Below are 16,126 nucleotides of genomic sequence, written 5' to 3' on the forward strand. Positions count from 1 at the left end.
CCCGAAAGCAAAACGGGCGCCCAAGGCGCCCGCTTCTCGTTGTCGAACGCGCGGGATCAGACCCGCAGCGGCATCAGCACGTACTTCACGCCCGGATCGACCGGATCGACCACCAGGGTGGGCGAGGCCGGGTCGGCGAAGCGGAACTCGGCCTGCGGACCGGCGATCTGGCCGCAGACGTCCAGCAGGTAGCGGGCGTTGAAGCCGATTTCGAAGGGCTCGCCGTCGTAGTCGACCTCGACCTCTTCGACGGCCTGGCCGGCTTCCATGTTGCGGACGGTCAGGGTGATGCGGCCCGGTTCGACGGCCAGCTTCACCGAACGGCTCTTCTCGGCCGAAATGGTGGCCACGCGGTCGACGGCCTTGGCGAACAGGTCGTTGTCCAGGGTCAGGATCTTGGCGTTGTCGCGCGGAATGACCCGCAGATAGTCCGGGAAAGCGCCGTCGATGACCTTGGAGGTCAAGGCGGCCGCGCCGAACTCGAAACGCACCTTCTGCGGCGACAGCTGGACGTCGACCGTCTCACCGGCCGATTCCATCAGGCGGCGGGCCTCGGCGATGGTCTTGCGCGGCACGATCACGCCCGGCAGGCCGGCCGCGCCTTCCGGCGCCGGCATCTCGGCCAGGGCCAGACGGTGGCCGTCGGTGGCCACGGCGCGCAGCTTGGCTTCGCCGCCCTCGTTGACCGTGTGGATATAGAGACCGTTCAGATAGTAGCGGGTCTCTTCGGTCGAGATGGCGAAGCGGGTCTTGTCGATCAGGCGGATCAGCTCGTTGGTGTCGACCGCGATGCGGCCCGACAGGCCGTCGCTGCTCATCACCGGGAAGTCGCCAGCCGGCAGCACCGGCAGGTTGAAGCGCGAGCGGCCGGCCTGGATCACCAGGCGGGGGTCATCGCCGCTGAAGGTCAGCGAGACGTCGGCGCCGTCGGGCAGCTTGCGGACGATCTCATACAGGGTGTGGGCCGGGGCCGTGATCTGGCCTGGGACGTCGATCTGGGCGAAGCCCTCGTCGATGATCTCCATATCCAGATCGGTCGCCGAGAACGCCAGGCGGTCGCCTTCGGCGGACAGCAGGATGTTCGACAGAATCGGGATGGTGTTGCGGCGCTCGACGACGCTCTGCACGTGACCCAGCGCCTTCAGGAGCGCCGCCCGTTCGATGGTAAGCTTCATAGTCGGTCCAGATCGCGCGGTCGGTCGATGGAATCGACCGCTACCCCCGTTGAGAATGGACCGCCGACATTATCGCAATGCGCGAACGGGGGAAGGGGCTGGGGAGCGAAAACCCCGCCCTTCGACAAGCTCAGGGTGAGGTTTTCGACTGCACGCCCCTAACCATGACCCTCATCCTGAGCTTGTCGAAGGACGAGGGTCACGCAGAGCCTAGGCCTTCTGGTCGAAAGACCCGCCCGAACTGTCATTGTCCGAGCCTGCCCCGGCATAGGGATTGGCGCTGGCGCCGGCCTGTTCGGGCCCGCCCGGACCGGTCGAACCCTTGGCCGCCACGGCGACCATGGCCGGGCGCACCAGGCGGCCCATCAGCTCGTAACCGGCCTGCAGCACGGCGACCACGCCGCCGGCGGCGACTTCGGTCGAGGGCTGTTCGGTCACGGCCTGGTGCAGGTGCGGGTCGAACTTTTCGCCCTTGGCCGGGTCGATCTTCTTCAGGCCGTTGCGTTCGAAGGCGCTGGTGAGCTCCTTCTCGGTCATCTCGACGCCGATGATGAAGTTCTTCACCGCCGGGTCGGCTGACTCACGCGGGCTGTGGGCGGTGGCGCGCGACAGGTTGTCGGCGACGCCCAAGAGGTCGCGGCCGAACTTCTGGATCGCATAGGCGCGCGCGTCGTTCATCTCGCGCTCGGCGCGGCGCTTGGTGTTCTCGGCCTCGGCGGCGTAGCGCAGGGCCTGCTCCTTCAGAGCGGCCACTTCCAGCTTCAGCGCCTCGATCTCTTGCGACGCGTCATCAGCCTCGAAGGCGACGTCTTCGGCCGGCGTTTGCTCGTCGGTCATCTCGTACAGTCCTTATCCATCCATCATCCGCCCCAGCACCCGGGCGGTATAGTCCACCAACGGAATGACTCGGGCGTAGTTCAATCGCGCCGGACCGATCACGCCGATCGCCCCCAGCACCTTCTGTCGGCCCGTCATATAGGGCGCCGCGATCACCGAGGAACCCGAAAGCGAAAACAGGCGCGTTTCGGCCCCGATATAGATGCGCACGCCCTCGGCGTCACGAACGTCGTCGAGCAGGCCGATCAGCTGACCCTTCTGCTCCAGGTCGTCGAACAGCTGGCGCACGCGGTCGATGTCCTCGCGAGCCCTGGCGTCGGCCAGCAGGTTGGCCTGTCCGCGCACGATCAGCGAGCGGGCGTCGCCCTCCCCGCCGCTCCAGGCGGCCAGGCCGTCCTCGACCAGGCGGGCGGCGGTCTCGTCCAGCTGCCGGCGGGCGATGTCCAACTCGCCGCCCATCTCGGTCCGCGTCTCGGACAGCGTGCGACCGCGCAGGCGGGCGTTGAGGAAGTTCGACGCCTCCTGCAGGGCCGAGGGCGTGACGCCCGGCGCCTGGCGCATCAGGCGATTCTCGACCTGGCCGTCCTCGAACACCATGACCGCCAGCACCTGGCCGCCGCCCAGGGGCACGAACTCCACGTGCTTGACCCCGCCCTCGCGGACCGGCGTGACGACGATGCCGGCCCCGCCGGCCAGGCCCGACAGCACGGACGAGGCTTCCGACAGCGCCTCCTCGAACGAGCGACCCTTCACGGCCAGCCGCGCCTCGATGGCCCGCTTGTCGTCCTCGGCGACATCGCCGACCTCCAGCAGGCCGTCGACGAACATCCGCAGGCCGGCATGGGTGGGCATGCGCCCGGCGCTGGTGTGCGGCGCGTCCAGCAGGCCCAGCTGCGCCAGGTCCTGCATGGTGTTGCGGATCGAGGCCGGCGACAAAGCCAGGCCGGCCTTTGACAGGGTGCGCGAGCCGACGGGATCGCCGGTCTCGAGATACGACTCCACCACGCGCCGGAAAATGTCGCGGGCGCGGCTGTCCAGCTCGGTGAGGCCTGGCGTGCGGACGATCGGACCGGGAAAAAGATGCGTCATATGGGCGTGTCGTTTGGGACCCGGTCGGCGAACAAAAGGCGTCGGCCTCTTAGACTTCGCCTCCCAATAGGATAAGCGGCCATCACAGACATTCAAATAGCCGGAGTTTCCCCATGCGTCCGTCCGAACGCGCCCCCGACCAGCTGCGCGCCGTCACGCTGGAAACCGGCGTGAACCGCTACGCCGAAGGCTCGTGCCTGATCAGCTTCGGCCACACCAAGGTGCTGGTCACGGCCACGGTCGAGGAAAACGTCCCCGGCTGGATGCGCAACAAGGGCGCCGGCTGGGTCACGGCCGAGTACGGCATGCTGCCCCGCGCCACCCACAGCCGCGGCCGCCGCGAGGCCGCCGCCGGCAAGCAGACCGGCCGCACGCAAGAGATCCAGCGCCTGATCGGCCGCAGCCTTCGCGCCGTCGTCGACCTGAAGGCCCTGGGCGAGCGCCAGATCACCCTGGACTGCGACGTCGTCCAGGCCGACGGCGGCACCCGCACCGCCGCCATCACCGGCGCCTGGGTCGCCCTGCGCCTGGCTACCAAGTACCTGCTGGACGAAGGCGTGCTGAAGACCGACCCGATCCTGGGCCAGGTGGCGGCCGTCTCGTGCGGCGTGTTCAACAACGTCCCGGTGCTCGACCTCGACTACGAGGAAGACAGCAATGCCGAGGCCGACAGCAACTTTGTCCTGACCGGCGACGGCGACATCGTCGAGATCCAGGCCACCGGCGAAAAGCGCGGCTTCACCCGCGCCGAGTTCGAGTCGCTCTATGCGCTGGCTGAAAAGGGCATCGGCGAGCTGTTCGCGCTGCAACGCGCGGCGATCGGCGCTTAAGCCACCCGACCGCACTTGTCCGAACGGGGTAACGGTCCCAGATTCCTACTCTGAGATAGGAGTTTCGCGTGACCACCCCGTTCGATGGCTATGAAGTCGAAGCCCGCCTGCGCCCGTCGGCCGAGGCGTATCGCTTCGACCTGGACCAGGCGCTGGCCTCGATGGTGGCGCTGGAGGCACAGGTCCCGGCCGACGCCTACACCGCCGGCATCTTGGGCACCGAGCGCGTCGGCAACGGCGTGGTCGTCGGCCCCGGCGGCCTGGTTTTGACCATGGCCTATCTGATCACCGAGGCCGAGGCAGTCACCCTCACCCGCAACGACGGCCGCCGCGTGCCCGCGCACGTGCTGGGCCTGGACGTCCGGTCGGGCCTAGGCCTGGTCCAGGCGCTCGAGCCGCTGGACCTGCCGGTCATGACCATTGGCAGTGCCAAGGACCTGGACGTCGGCGCGCCGATCATCGCCGCTGGCGCTGGCGGCCGGGCCCACGCCGTGGCCGGCAAGGTCCTGGCCCGCATGCCCTTCGCCGGCTACTGGGAATACCTGCTGGACGACGCCATCATCACCGGCCCCGCCCACCCGCACTGGAGCGGCGCGGCCCTGATCGGCCCCAAGGGCGACCTGGTCGGCCTGGGCTCCCTGACCCTGGAAGGCCGCGACAACGAGGGCCAGGCCCGGCCGATCAACATGTTCGTGCCCGCCGAACTGTTGCCGCCGATCCTGGACGAACTGGCGCGCGGCAAGGCTCCGCATCCGCCGCGTCCCTGGCTGGGCGTCTTCGCCCAGGAGATGGAAAACCACGTCGTCATCGTCGGCATCTCGCCCAAGGGCCCGGCCGCCCGCGCCGAGCTGCGGGCCGGCGACCTGATCCTGGCGGTCGACGGCATGCCGGTCTCCGACCTCGCCGAGTTCTATGACCACCTGTGGAGCCTGGGCGACGCCGGCGTCAGCGTGCCGCTGAAGATCCTGCGTGAAGGCGACGCCTTCGAGCTGGAGGTCCGCTCGATGGACCGCGCGAGCCTGCTGAAGAAGCGGCGGCTGAACTAAGCCGCCGCTCCTGGCTCGGCTTAGCGCTGCGGCGGGGCGACCCAGCCGTCGGCGTTGTCGATATAGGCCTTCCGCTTGACCTTGTCGTACAGGCAGAGCTTGGCGTTGTTGGAGCCGCGCGACTTGTCGGACACCAGCACCGCGACCTTACCGACACGATCGTCGAAGCCGATGATCGGCGAGGGCCGGGCGTTGCGGTAGCCGGCGGCGGCGACGCAGCTGCGGGTGACGCGCTGATCGAACTCGGCCCAGGCGCCGGGGCTGGAGGCTTGGGAGGCGGCGGCCGCCGCCAGGGCGCCGACGGTGACGATCGAAGCGAAGACAATGCGAGTGGCGGACAATGTGTGTTCCTTGGGATGTCGAGGCGCCCCCGCCTCCCCGCTGAAACGCCCCGACGTCTCGCCGGTTTCATCGTGAGCCGAACTTAGCCGTCGAGCTCGTCGCCCGCGTCCGCCGGGCCGTATTCGAAGGTCAGCAGATCGCCGGGCTGGCATTCCAGCTCGCGGCACAAGGCGTCCAGGGTCGAGAAGCGGACGGCGCGGGCCTTGCCGGTCTTCAGGATCGAGAGGTTGGCGATCGTCACGCCGACGCGGTCGGACAGCTCGGTCAGCGACATGCGCCGTTCCAGCAGCACGCGGTCGAGGTTCACGCGGACAGGCATGCGGGAAGCGCTCCGGTTCAGATCGTGAGTTCGGCTTCGCGACGAAGGCGGGCGCCCTCGCGGAAGACCTCGGCCAGGACGAAGACGACCAGCACCGAGAACCAGGCGGTCAGGGTGAAGCTGTCGTCGATGACCTTGGCCTTGGGGGCCAGCCAGCGGGCCATGCCCGAAAAGACGTAGCGCCCGACTTCCAGGCCGGCCAGGACCAGGCCGATCAGGCGCAGGCGCACCACATTGTCAGGATGGAAGGGGTCGCCGGCCGTCAGGGTGGCGAAGATCTTGCGCAGCCGCTCAACGATGATCATCCAGCCGCCCAGCAGCAGGGCGTAGGCCGCCAGGGCCCCGGCGAACAGCGCGCCATTGCGGCTGATGGCCTCGACGGCGTCGCTGATCGGCAACATCGAGGCGAGAAGTTCTGGATTGAAGCTGAACAGCAGGGCGACCAGCGTGAACAGCGACAGAAGGCTCACGAAGATCCACAGCCCGACGTAGATGACGTCGAGGATGATCTTCAGGAAACTCGATACGGAGCCTGGCCCCAACGCGCGCATGGCTGCTCCCCAACAGCGACGCTCAAACATGCCTCGCGTCGCGAGGAGACGTCAAAAGCTCGGGCTTGAAAACCCAGGAAACTCTTGGCTCGCCTTAAAGCGTCTGCACCACGAACGCCACGGCCGACACCGGAACAGCCACGATCAGAGCGGCGGTAATGGCGGTCATGACGACCTTGTCGGCGATGCGGAACAGGCGGGCGGCGGACATCTTGTTTTCCAGTTTGAGCGACGTGGTTGGGGCCGAGCCATTCGGTCCCTCGCCACAATCAACAGATAGGCGGCGATTTGAGTTCCGCCAATCTCGTTTATCGAGAAACGATATTAAACTACCGTAATGATGCACGCGGGTTGGGAACAGTTGCCCTTAGGTCACAGTGGCGTGCGTAGACACCATCGAGGTCCGTTTGGAGACCCGCTCGAACCAGGCCGAAAGCGCTGGTCGGCCGGCGCGCCAGTCACTGACTTGCCGCACGTCCTGATAGGCCAGCTGCACCGCCACGGCGATCTCGCCGATCTCGAACCGCTCGGACGAGAGCCCGCCGTCCACGACCGCCGCCTCGAATAGATCCAGCGCCGCGTTGACCGCCCGCAGCTGGCGCTCGAACAGGTCCTGCCGGTGCTCCTCCTCAGGCCGCATGCGCTCGCGCACGACCAGCACCGAGGCGTCGCCCATGCCGTCGGCGGCGGCCTCCAAGGTCAGGGCGCGGCGGCGGGCCGGTTGCTCGATCGGGATCAGGCGGGGCTCGGCCAGGCCGTCGACATAGTCGGCGACGACGCTGGAATCGAAGATGACCTCGCCATCCTCCAGGATCAGGGCCGGCACCTTGCACAGCGGGTTCTGAGCTCGAAGGGTCTCGTCCTGGAACGGCATGGCGATCTCCAGGGAAAACAGGTCGAACAGACCTTTTTCGAGCGCCAGCACACGAACCTTGCGGGCAAACGGCGAAATTGGAGCGTAAAGAAGCCGCATCAGGTGATTTCCCCCGGGAGTAGTGACATGGCGCTGAAGCTTGAAATGGGGTCGAAGCTCGTGGCCGCCACCCATAATCCCGGCAAGGTGCCTGAGATCACCGCCCTGCTGGACGGTCGCTTCGAGATCGTCACCGCCGGCCAGCTGGGCCTGCCCGAGCCGGACGAGACCGAAAGCACCTTCGTCGGCAACGCCCTGTTGAAGGCCCGCCACGCCGCCGATCTTGCCGGCCTGCCCGCCATCGCCGACGACAGCGGCCTGTCGGTCAAGGCGCTGGACGGCGCGCCGGGCATCTATTCCGCCCGCTGGGCCGGTCCGGGCAAGGACTTCGCCATGGCCATGGACAAGGTCGCCGAGCGCATCGAGGCGACCGGGACCGAGGACTATTCGGCCTGGTTCACCTCGGCCCTGGCCGTCGCTTGGCCGAACGGTCCGGCCGTGGTGGTCGAGGGCCGCGTCGACGGGACCCTGGTGTTCCCCGGTCGCGGCACGCGAGGCTTCGGCTACGATCCGATCTTCGTGCCCGAGGGCCATGACACCACCTTCGGTGAGATGGAGCCGGCCGCCAAGGACGCCATGAGCCACCGCGCCCGCGCCTTCGCCAAGCTGAAGGCGGCGCTGTTTGACTGATCCTGTCGGCGTCTACGTCCACTGGCCGTACTGCTCGCGCATCTGCCCCTATTGCGACTTCAACGTCGTGCGCGATCGGGGCAAGACCGACGAGCAGGCGGCGCTGGCCGACGCCATCGTCGCGGACCTGATCGCTCAACGTGAACTGACGGGCGAGCGGAAGTTGCTGTCGATCTTCTTCGGCGGCGGCACGCCTTCGCTGATGGATCCGGCCCAGGTGGCGCGGGTGATCGAGACGGCCAAGCGCCTGTGGTCGCCCGTCGCCGATCTGGAGATCAGCCTCGAAGCCAATCCCACCGACGCCGAGGCCGGCCGCTTCGAGGCCCTGGCCGACGCGGGGATCCAGCGGCTGTCACTAGGCGTCCAGGCGCTGGACGACGAGTCCCTGAAGGCTCTGGGTCGCAACCACGACGCCGGCGCGGCCCGGCGGGCGATCACGGCGGCCACCAAGGCCTTCCCGCGCCTGTCGATCGACCTGATCTATGCCCGCCCCGGCCAGACCGACATGGCCTGGCGCGCCGAGCTGACCGAAGCCATCGCCCTGGGCCCCGAGCACGTCTCGCCCTACCAGCTGACCATCGAGCACGGCACCGCCTTCGACCGCGCGGTCGGACGAGGGACCCTGGTCGTGCCCGACGAGGACCTGGCCGCGACCCTGTTCGAGACCACCCAGGAACTGCTCGAGGCCGCCGGCTTCGACGCCTACGAGGTCTCCAACCATGCCAAGGGCGACGCCGCCCGCTCGCGGCACAATCTCGTCTACTGGCGGGGCGTCGACTATGTCGGCGTCGGCCCCGGCGCCCACGGTCGTCTCGCCCTGCCCGAAGGCCGCGCGGCGACCGTCGCCCATCGCGCCATCAAGGACTACATCGCCGCCGTGACCGAGACCGGCGTCGGCTTCGAACGCGAGATCCTGAACCCCGAAGAAGCCGCCGAGGAGCGCCTGGTCCTGGGCCTGCGCATCGACGACGGGGTGCGATTCGACGAGATGGCGCCGCTTGGCCTGACCCCGGATCTGCTCAAGGTGCGCGATCTGGTGGAGGCGGGGCTCCTAGTTGACGACGCCAATCGTTTGCGCGCCACTCGCGCGGGCCGCCTGGTCCTGGACCGGCTGACAGGAACGCTCGCGACCTGATATGCCTTCTTTCCGAGCACGAAGGACATCCATACGTTGAGCCGCCAGCTTCCCCCGCCAGCCCTGTCCGATGCGCCCCTGGCGCCCGGCCTCTATCTGGTGGCGACGCCGATCGGCAATCTGCGCGACATCACCCTGCGGGCGCTGGACGTGCTGGCCGCCTGCGACGTGCTGCTGGCCGAGGACACCCGCGTCACCGGCAAGCTGCTGTCGGCCTATGGCATCAAGACCAAGCTGGAGCGCCACGACGAACACGTGGCCGAGCGGGCCATCCCCGGCATCCTGGAGCGGCTGGAGGCTGGCGAGCGCGTGGCCCTGGTGTCGGACGCCGGCACGCCGATGGTCTCCGACCCCGGCTACCGCCTGGCCAAGGAAGCCATCGCCGCCGGCCATCCGGTGATCCCGATCCCCGGCGCTTCCGCCGCGCTCGCGGCGCTCACCTTGGCCGGCCTGCCGACCGATCGTTTCCTGTTCGCCGGCTTCCCGCCGCCCAAGAGCGCCGCGCGCCGGACCTTCTTCGAGGAATTCGCCAACACCCGCGCCACCCTGATCTTCTACGAAGGCGCCTCGCGGGTGGATGACTGCCTGGCCGACATGGCCGCCGTGTTCGGCGGAACCCGCCAGGCGGCGGTGTGCCGTGAACTGACCAAGCTCTACGAGACCTGCATTCGCGGCCCCTTGGCCGAGCTGGCCGTCGACCCGCGCTTCGAGGCCCCCAAGGGCGAGATCGTCATCCTGGTCGGTCCGGGCTCGGAGAAGGTCGCCACCGTCGACGACGCCGAGGCCGCCCTGCGCGAAGCCATGGCCCGCCTGCCCCTTGGCGAGGCCGCCTCGGAGGTCGCCAAGGCCCTGGGCCTGTCGCGCAAGGACCTCTACCGTCAGGCCCTGGCCTTGAAGGAACAGGCCTGATGGCGGCCGGCGTCCGCCAGGCTCGGGGCGCGGCGGCGCGCAAGCTCGGTCGCCGGGCCGAGGTCTGGGCGGCGCTCTGGCTCATGCTGAAGGGCTATCGCATCCTGGGTTTCCGCCTGGCCACCCCGCTGGGCGAAATCGACCTCCTGGCGCAACGCGGCAAGGTGCTGGCCGTTGTGGAGGTCAAGCAAAGGACGACGATCGAGGACGCCCTGGACGCCGTGACGCCCACCCAGCGCGAGCGCCTGCGCCGCGCCGCCGCCCATGTCAGCGCGCACCGCGCCAGCCTGCGCGACCTTCTCGTGCGCCTGGACCTGATCGCCCTGGCCCCCGGCCGCGCGCCGCGCCACCTGCCCGACGCCTGGCAAGGAGTCTGAGCATGACGCGCGAGGACGCCGAAGAGATCCTGACCAAGGCCGGCGAAGGGACCGACCAGGACTTCCCGCTGTTCGAGGCGGCCCTGGCCTGCGCCGTCCATGACGATCCCAGTCGCGACACCACCCCGGCCATCAACCTGGCCAAGGACGCCGTCGACCGCCTGCGCCGCCGGGCTGAGGCCGAGTCGCCCGAGGAGGCCGTGGCCGAGACCCTGGCCGGCGACCTGCGCCTGACCGGCGACGTCCTGACCTACGACCACCCCGACAATGCCGACGTCATCGCCATCGCCGAGCGCCGCAAGGGCCTGCCGGTGGCGCTGGGCGTCTTCTACCTGCACGCCGCCCGCCAGGTGGGGCTGGAGCTGCACGGCGTCGACTTCCCCGGCCACTTCCTGCTGCGCATCGAGACCGAGGAAGGGCCGCTGGCCCTGGACCCGTTCAGCGAGGGCCGGGTGGTGCTGCCGTCGGAGCTGTCGCGCCGGGCCCTGCGCACCGGCCTGATGCCCGATGTCGCCTCGCGGCTGGAACTGCTGATGGCGCCGATCTCGGACCGCGCCGTGCTGATCCGCCTGCAGAACAACATCTTCGCCCGCGCCCAGCAGGCCAAGGACTGGGTCCGCGCCGAGCGCTCGGCCCTGCGTCGCGCCCTGCTGAACCCCAACGACCACCGCCCCTGGCTGGACGTCGCCGCCGCACGCGAGGGCCAGGGCGCGCTTGCCGGCGCCTTGCAGGCGCTCTCGCGCGCCCAAACGCTCGATGGCGGCGCCGCGATCGCGGCCCGCGCCGCGCGTGAGCGAATGCGCCTACGCCTCAACTGACAAAAAGCTGCTCTTCAACGCCGAACGAGGCACGAAGAACCGCAGATCGAATCATTTCGACGCAGATTGAGCCGCACCTGAGCGGCTTTCCGCACAAAACGCCCTTTCGGCAGGCGGCTCGCCGCGCGAAATTCGCGCGCCGGACGCGTCGAAATTTCGTTTAATCTAGCAATATCAATGCACTGACCGATTTCCACGCGAAACGTTTGCGATCCGCCGCGTCCGTGTTGGATTTCGCCCAACGCCGACACGGGTCGCCCAGCGATCCACGAACAGAATTGGCGCAGCATCCACACAGAGAAAATTATGAACATCCGCATGATTTATCTTGCGGATGCGATACCTATTGTCGCGACTATATTTTCATCCATCTTAGACATTACTTTTGATGACTTTTCGAGTAACCAATAGGTAATAAGGTACAGCTTAAACGAAACCTCGACTGCACTTGCTCGACCTCGGTCGTTCAACGCTATGGGGGCGTCATGCTGCGCTTGAAAATCACCGGGAAGATCGTCCTGGCGTTCGTCGCCTTGATCGGGGCGTTCGCCGTCGCCAGCACGATCGTGTTCGTCAGCCTGGGCGTGATCCGCGACAACGCCGTCGCCGTGGAGCGCAGCTTCAAGCTGGCCAAGTACGCGGCCCACACCGAGACCCTGATCCTGGAGCAGCAGTCGGCCGTGCGCGGCTTCCTGGTGACCGGCGACGAGCGGTTCGTCCGCGCCTATCGCGACAGCGCCAAGGCCTTCGACCGCGACGTCGACACCTTCATCAGCCGCAGCACCCGCGCCGACCAGATCGCTCGTGGAAAGCGTCTGGCGGAACTGGCCCACGAATGGCGCACCACGCGCGCCGACCGCCAGATCGCCCTGGCCCGCGACCCGGCCACCCGGCCGCAGGCCCTGGCCATGATCGGCCGCGGCGGCCTGGACCGCATCCGCGCCCTGCAACGCGAAATCAACGAGGCCGCCGACAAGCGCTCGGCCATCCGCCTGGCCGAACGCGACGAAGCCCTGGCCAGCGCGACCTGGGCCCTGGCGATCGGCGGCGCGGCGGCGATCCTGATCGCCATCGGCATGGCCTGGATGCTGTCGCGCGTCATCGCCCGCCCGATCCTGGGCATGACCGCCGCCATGACCCGCCTGGCCCAGGGCGACCACGCCGTCGAGGTCCCGGACACCGCGCGCCGCGACGAGGTCGGCTTGATGGCCAATGCCGTCCTGACCTTCAAGGACGCCGCCATCGAGAAGGTGCGGATGGAAGCCGAAGCGGCGGAGACCCGCCGCCACGTGGAGGCAGAACGCGCCCGCAATGAAGCGGCCCGCGCCGAAGCCGCCCGCGAACAGGCGATGGTGGTCGAGCAGCTGGCCGGCGGCCTGTCGCGCCTGGCCGAGGGCGACCTGACCCACCGGATCGAGGCCCCGTTCGCGGACGACTATCGCCAACTGAAGGACGACTTCAACGCCGCCATCGCCCGCCTGCGCCAGGCCATGTCGGTGATCTCGGGCAATACCAGCGGCATCAAGTCGGGCAGCCACGAGATCAGCCAGGCCTCCGACGACCTGTCCAAGCGCACCGAGCAGCAGGCCGCCAGCCTGGAGGAGACCGCCGCCGCGCTGGAAGAGATCACCGCCACGGTCAAGCGCACCGCCGAGGGCGCCCTGCACGCCCGCCAGATCGTCTCGGCCGCCAAGACTGACGCCGAACAGGGCGGCACGATCGCCGCGCAGGCGGTGGCCGCCATGACCCAGATCGAAGGCTCCTCGACCCAGATCGCCCAGATCATCGGGGTGATCGACGAGATCGCCTTCCAGACCAACCTCTTGGCGCTTAACGCCGGCGTCGAGGCCGCCCGCGCGGGCGAGGCCGGCAAGGGCTTCGCGGTCGTGGCCCAGGAAGTCCGCGCCCTCGCTCAGCGTTCCGCCGAAGCGGCCAAGGAGATCAAGGCCCTGATCGGCGAGTCCTCGCAGCAGGTCGGCGCGGGCGTCGCCCTGGTCGGCCGGACCGGCGAGGCGCTCCAGCGGATCGTCAAGCAGGTGCTGGAGGTCAACACCCTGGTCGCCGAGATCGCCGCCTCGGCCCAGGAACAGGCGTCCAGCCTGCAGCAGGTCAATGTCGCCGTGAACCAGATGGACCAGGTGACCCAGCAGAACGCCGCCATGGTCGAGGAAAGCACGGCCGCCAGCCACGCCCTGGCCCGCGAGGCAGAGGACCTTTCCCGCCTGATGAACCAGTTCCAGGTCGGCGACGCGCCACCCGCAGCATCGCGGACGAGCGTGTCACGGCCCGGTCAACGCGCCGCCTAGCGGCGCTCTCCCCTCCTCCTCCCCACTGCTCAGAGACCTCCCATGCAACTCGATCGCAGAGCCCTGCTCGGCGGCGCGGCGCTTGTCGCCTCGACCGCCGGCGTCGCCGCCGCCCAGACCCCCGCACCGGCTACCCCGCCAACCGAACCCGAAGTCATCGACCTGTGGAACGGCGCCATGCCGGCCGCCGGCAAGGGCAAGGGCGGCGCCGAGATCGTCCTGCAGGACGGCTCGCACGACGGCTCGGTGACCAATGTCAGCCAGCCCCGCCTGCGCGTCTTCCGCGCCGCCAAGCCGAACGGCACCGCCGTGATCGTCGTGGCCGGCGGCGGCTATCGCCGCATCAACATCCGCGCCACCAGCGAGGCCATGGCCCGCTGGCTGAACATGATGGGGGTCACGGCCTTCGTCCTCTATTACCGCATGCCGGTCGACGGCTGGGCTCCGCAGGCTCCGCTGCAGGACATGCAGCGCGCCGTCCGTGTGGTGCGCGCCCGCGCCGCCGAGTTCGCGGTGGATCCGGCCAAGATCGGCGCGGTCGGCGCCTCGGCCGGCGGCCACTTGGTCGGCATGATCTCCAGCCGTTCGGACGAGGCCTTCTACGCCCCGATCGACGCCGCCGATAAGGTCTCGGCCCGTCCGGACTTCGCCGGCCTGATCTACCCGGTCATCACGGTCAAGCCGCCGTTCGACAACACCCAGACCCGCCGCATGATGGCCGGCGAGAAGCCGACGCCCGAAGAGAGCGCGGCCATGTCGGTCGAGACCCACGTCAGCAACAAGACCCCGCCGACCTTCCTGGCCCAGTGCGTCGACGACAACATCTCGGCCATCGACAACAGCCTAATCATGTTCGGCGCGCTGCGGGCGGCCAAGGCCCCGGCCGAGCTGCACGTCTTCGAGCAGGGCGGCCACAGCTTCAACATGGGCGTCCCCGGCGGTCCGACCTCCGGCTGGCCCGCCCTGTTCGCCAACTGGGCCAAGTCGCACGGCTTCTTCGGCGGCAAGGCCATCGCGGCCCGCGCCGCCTCCACGGACTAAACCGAGCGGGCTGGTCCAACAGCCCCCGCCTCCAAACCCGAAATCATCAATCCAGAAGAACGCGCACCGGCGGGCCCAGGGGGGCTGCCCGGCGCGAAGGGAAAACTCATGCCTAAGCGTAGCTTCAAGACCGGCCTGGCCGTGACCATCAGCGCCCTGGCGCTCAGCATCGGCGTCGGCGGCGTCGCCTCGGCCGCTCCGGCCAAGAAGGCCGACGCCAACGCCGCCCTGATCCAGCTGGTCAAGGACCAGCAGGCCAAGATCGAGGCCCTGGAACAGCGCCTGTCGGCCGTCGAGGCCAAGGCCAGCGCGCCGGCCGTCCCGGCTGAAACCCAAGCCGCCGTCCAGGCCAACACCCAGGCCCTGGAGACCACGGCCGCCGAGCTGCAGGCCGCCCAGGCCCAGATCGTCCAGCTGCAGGACGCCCAGCAGGATACGCTGAAGGTGAAGTGGGCCGACGGCGGTCCCGAGTTCGTCAGCTCGAACGGCTTCTTCACCTTCCACCCGCGCGGCCGCGTCCAGATCGACGCCTCGACGACCCGCGGCTCCAACTTCGACGCCCGCAACATCAGCGGCACCGAAGCGCCGGCGGTCCGCCTGGGCGCCGAGGGCATGATGGGCAAGCTGGGCTACAAGATCGAAGCCGACTTCGCCGACGAGGTGGTGTCGCTGAAGGAGGTCTACATCTCCTACGACAGCAGCATCGCCGGCCACGTGGTCGAGTACTACCTGGGCAACAAGCTGAACGACCGCACGATCGACGGCTCGACCTCGGGCGTGTCGCTGCCGTTCATGGAGCGCAACGTGGTGGCCAACGTGGCCGCCCCGCAGAAGGGCTTCTTCGGCCTGGGCGCCATGGCCAAGATCTATGGCGGCAACTGGCACGCCAGCGTCTCGCTGACCGGCGGCCCGATCGGCCAGGTCGGCGACAACCGCAGCCCGCTGACCCTGGCCGGCCGCGCCCACTGGAACCCGGTCAAGACCAAGGACGGCTTCGTCCACCTGGGCGTCTGGGGCTTCTCGGAAGACCTGGCGCCGGCCACGGCGACGATCAACAAGACCAGCTATATCGGCCCGGGCTTCAACGACAATCTGAAGGTCTCGGCCAGCTCGCTGGCCAATCCCGAGCATGACAACGGCTACGGCTTCGAGCTGGGCGGGACCTATCGCTCGTTCTGGGTGTTCGGCGAGCAAGGCACGCGCGACATCAGCCTGCAGGTCGGCCCGAACGTGAAGCAGAAGGCCCGCTCGGTTTACGCCGGCTACCTGCTGACCGGCGAGCGCCCCGGCTTCTCGACCCGCTCGGGCATCTGGAGCGGCGTGAAGGTCAACCACCCCGTCACCAGCGGCGGCACGGGCGCGTTCGAGATCGCCACGCGCTACGACAAGATCGACTTCACCAACGTCGCCAACGGCGGCGAGGGCGACGCCTATACGGTCGGCCTGAACTGGTACCTGAACGACTGGGCGCGGGTGATGACCAACTTCGTGCACTGGAAGACCCAGAACAAGGTCGGCTCGTTCAAGGGCCTGGACACGGGCGACAGCCTCAGCGTTCGCGGCGAAATCGCGTTCTAACCGGACACGCGTTTCCTCCCCGAAGGAGGGGGCGGTCACCCCACCCGCCGCCCTCTCTTTTCGTCGCGTACAGGCGCCCGCCCCATCCCTCGGGGCGGGCGCCGCCTTATCTGCCCTCGCAATCGCCGGAAATCGCCTTAACTAGACGGCGCACAGACACGCCGAAGGAT

18 protein-coding genes are annotated in these 16,126 nt (G+C 68.6%); 10 read left to right on the forward strand and 8 right to left on the reverse strand.

What is annotated here, in order from left to right; all coding sequences use genetic code 11:
• Positions 1-56: 56 nt before the first annotated feature.
• The 3 genes from dnaN to hrcA form a co-directional block, all read right to left on the reverse strand.
• Complete coding sequence (dnaN, locus tag AC1RRR_RS21005) at positions 57-1,175, reverse strand: DNA polymerase III subunit beta (protein ID WP_492815814.1); 1,119 nt, start codon at positions 1,173-1,175, stop codon at positions 57-59.
• Positions 1,176-1,385: 210 nt separating this feature from the next.
• A complete protein-coding gene (grpE, locus tag AC1RRR_RS21010; protein ID WP_492815815.1) occupies positions 1,386-2,012 on the reverse strand; it encodes a nucleotide exchange factor GrpE in 627 nt (208 codons plus the stop codon).
• A gap of 12 nt (positions 2,013-2,024) precedes the next feature.
• Positions 2,025-3,101, reverse strand: a complete 1,077-nt coding sequence (hrcA, locus tag AC1RRR_RS21015; protein ID WP_492815816.1) for a heat-inducible transcriptional repressor HrcA — start codon at positions 3,099-3,101, stop codon at positions 2,025-2,027.
• A gap of 113 nt (positions 3,102-3,214) precedes the next feature.
• Between hrcA and rph the strand changes: the two genes are divergently transcribed.
• Both rph and AC1RRR_RS21025 read left to right on the forward strand, forming a co-directional pair.
• Positions 3,215-3,931 carry a ribonuclease PH gene (gene rph / locus AC1RRR_RS21020; protein ID WP_492815817.1) on the forward strand — a complete coding sequence of 239 codons (717 nt, stop codon included), beginning with the start codon at positions 3,215-3,217 and terminating at the stop codon, positions 3,929-3,931.
• Between the two features lie 68 nt (positions 3,932-3,999).
• Entirely contained in the window at positions 4,000-4,977 is a 978-nt protein-coding gene (locus AC1RRR_RS21025) for a S1C family serine protease (RefSeq protein ID WP_492815818.1), read from the forward strand.
• Between the two features lie 20 nt (positions 4,978-4,997).
• On the opposite strand, the gene AC1RRR_RS21030 is transcribed toward AC1RRR_RS21025, so the two are convergent.
• The 5 genes from AC1RRR_RS21030 to AC1RRR_RS21050 form a co-directional block, all read right to left on the reverse strand.
• Positions 4,998-5,318 carry a hypothetical protein gene (locus AC1RRR_RS21030; RefSeq protein WP_492815819.1) on the reverse strand — a complete coding sequence of 107 codons (321 nt, stop codon included), beginning with the start codon at positions 5,316-5,318 and terminating at the stop codon, positions 4,998-5,000.
• An 83-nt stretch (positions 5,319-5,401) separates the two neighbouring features.
• Positions 5,402-5,638, reverse strand: a complete 237-nt coding sequence (locus tag AC1RRR_RS21035) for a helix-turn-helix domain-containing protein (RefSeq protein WP_492815820.1) — start codon at positions 5,636-5,638, stop codon at positions 5,402-5,404.
• A 17-nt stretch (positions 5,639-5,655) separates the two neighbouring features.
• A complete protein-coding gene (locus AC1RRR_RS21040) occupies positions 5,656-6,189 on the reverse strand; it encodes a DUF2975 domain-containing protein (RefSeq protein WP_291874712.1) in 534 nt (177 codons plus the stop codon).
• A gap of 94 nt (positions 6,190-6,283) precedes the next feature.
• The gene (locus tag AC1RRR_RS21045) at positions 6,284-6,400 is read right to left on the reverse strand and encodes a hypothetical protein (RefSeq protein WP_295108901.1); all 117 of its coding nucleotides are present in this window, start codon (positions 6,398-6,400) and stop codon (positions 6,284-6,286) included.
• Positions 6,401-6,556: 156 nt separating this feature from the next.
• Positions 6,557-7,162, reverse strand: coding sequence for a glutathione S-transferase N-terminal domain-containing protein (locus AC1RRR_RS21050; RefSeq protein WP_492815821.1), 606 nt, complete (start codon positions 7,160-7,162; stop codon positions 6,557-6,559).
• Between the two features lie 27 nt (positions 7,163-7,189).
• Here AC1RRR_RS21050 and rdgB point away from each other — a divergent pair, with 27 nt between their 5' ends.
• The 8 genes from rdgB (at position 7,190) to AC1RRR_RS21090 (ending at position 15,956) form a co-directional block, all read left to right on the forward strand.
• Positions 7,190-7,792, forward strand: a complete 603-nt coding sequence (rdgB, locus tag AC1RRR_RS21055) for an RdgB/HAM1 family non-canonical purine NTP pyrophosphatase (RefSeq protein WP_492815822.1) — start codon at positions 7,190-7,192, stop codon at positions 7,790-7,792.
• Entirely contained in the window at positions 7,785-8,927 is a 1,143-nt protein-coding gene (gene hemW, locus AC1RRR_RS21060; protein WP_492815823.1) for a radical SAM family heme chaperone HemW, read from the forward strand. Before rdgB ends, hemW begins: the two co-directional genes overlap by 8 nt.
• A gap of 36 nt (positions 8,928-8,963) precedes the next feature.
• On the forward strand, positions 8,964-9,836 hold the full coding sequence (gene rsmI, locus AC1RRR_RS21065; RefSeq protein ID WP_492815824.1) for a 16S rRNA (cytidine(1402)-2'-O)-methyltransferase: 873 nt from the start codon (positions 8,964-8,966) through the stop codon (positions 9,834-9,836).
• Positions 9,836-10,213, forward strand: coding sequence for a YraN family protein (locus AC1RRR_RS21070; RefSeq protein WP_492815825.1), 378 nt, complete (start codon positions 9,836-9,838; stop codon positions 10,211-10,213). The genes rsmI and AC1RRR_RS21070 overlap by 1 nt, the downstream gene beginning before the upstream one ends.
• A 2-nt stretch (positions 10,214-10,215) precedes the next feature.
• The gene (locus AC1RRR_RS21075) at positions 10,216-11,031 is read left to right on the forward strand and encodes a SirB1 family protein (RefSeq protein WP_492815826.1); all 816 of its coding nucleotides are present in this window, start codon (positions 10,216-10,218) and stop codon (positions 11,029-11,031) included.
• 485 nt (positions 11,032-11,516) lie between these two features.
• Positions 11,517-13,337: a methyl-accepting chemotaxis protein gene (locus AC1RRR_RS21080; RefSeq protein ID WP_492815827.1), complete on the forward strand. Its 1,821-nt coding sequence runs from the start codon at positions 11,517-11,519 to the stop codon at positions 13,335-13,337.
• Between the two features lie 42 nt (positions 13,338-13,379).
• Positions 13,380-14,378 (forward strand): alpha/beta hydrolase, encoded by a 999-nt coding sequence (locus tag AC1RRR_RS21085; protein ID WP_492815828.1) that lies wholly within the window; start codon positions 13,380-13,382, stop codon positions 14,376-14,378.
• Positions 14,379-14,486: 108 nt separating this feature from the next.
• Positions 14,487-15,956, forward strand: a complete 1,470-nt coding sequence (locus AC1RRR_RS21090) for an OprO/OprP family phosphate-selective porin (protein WP_492815829.1) — start codon at positions 14,487-14,489, stop codon at positions 15,954-15,956.
• The last annotated feature ends 170 nt before the right edge of the window (positions 15,957-16,126 follow it).

The sequence above is a fragment of the Caulobacter sp. GW821-FHT12D05 genome, assembly GCF_058807295.1.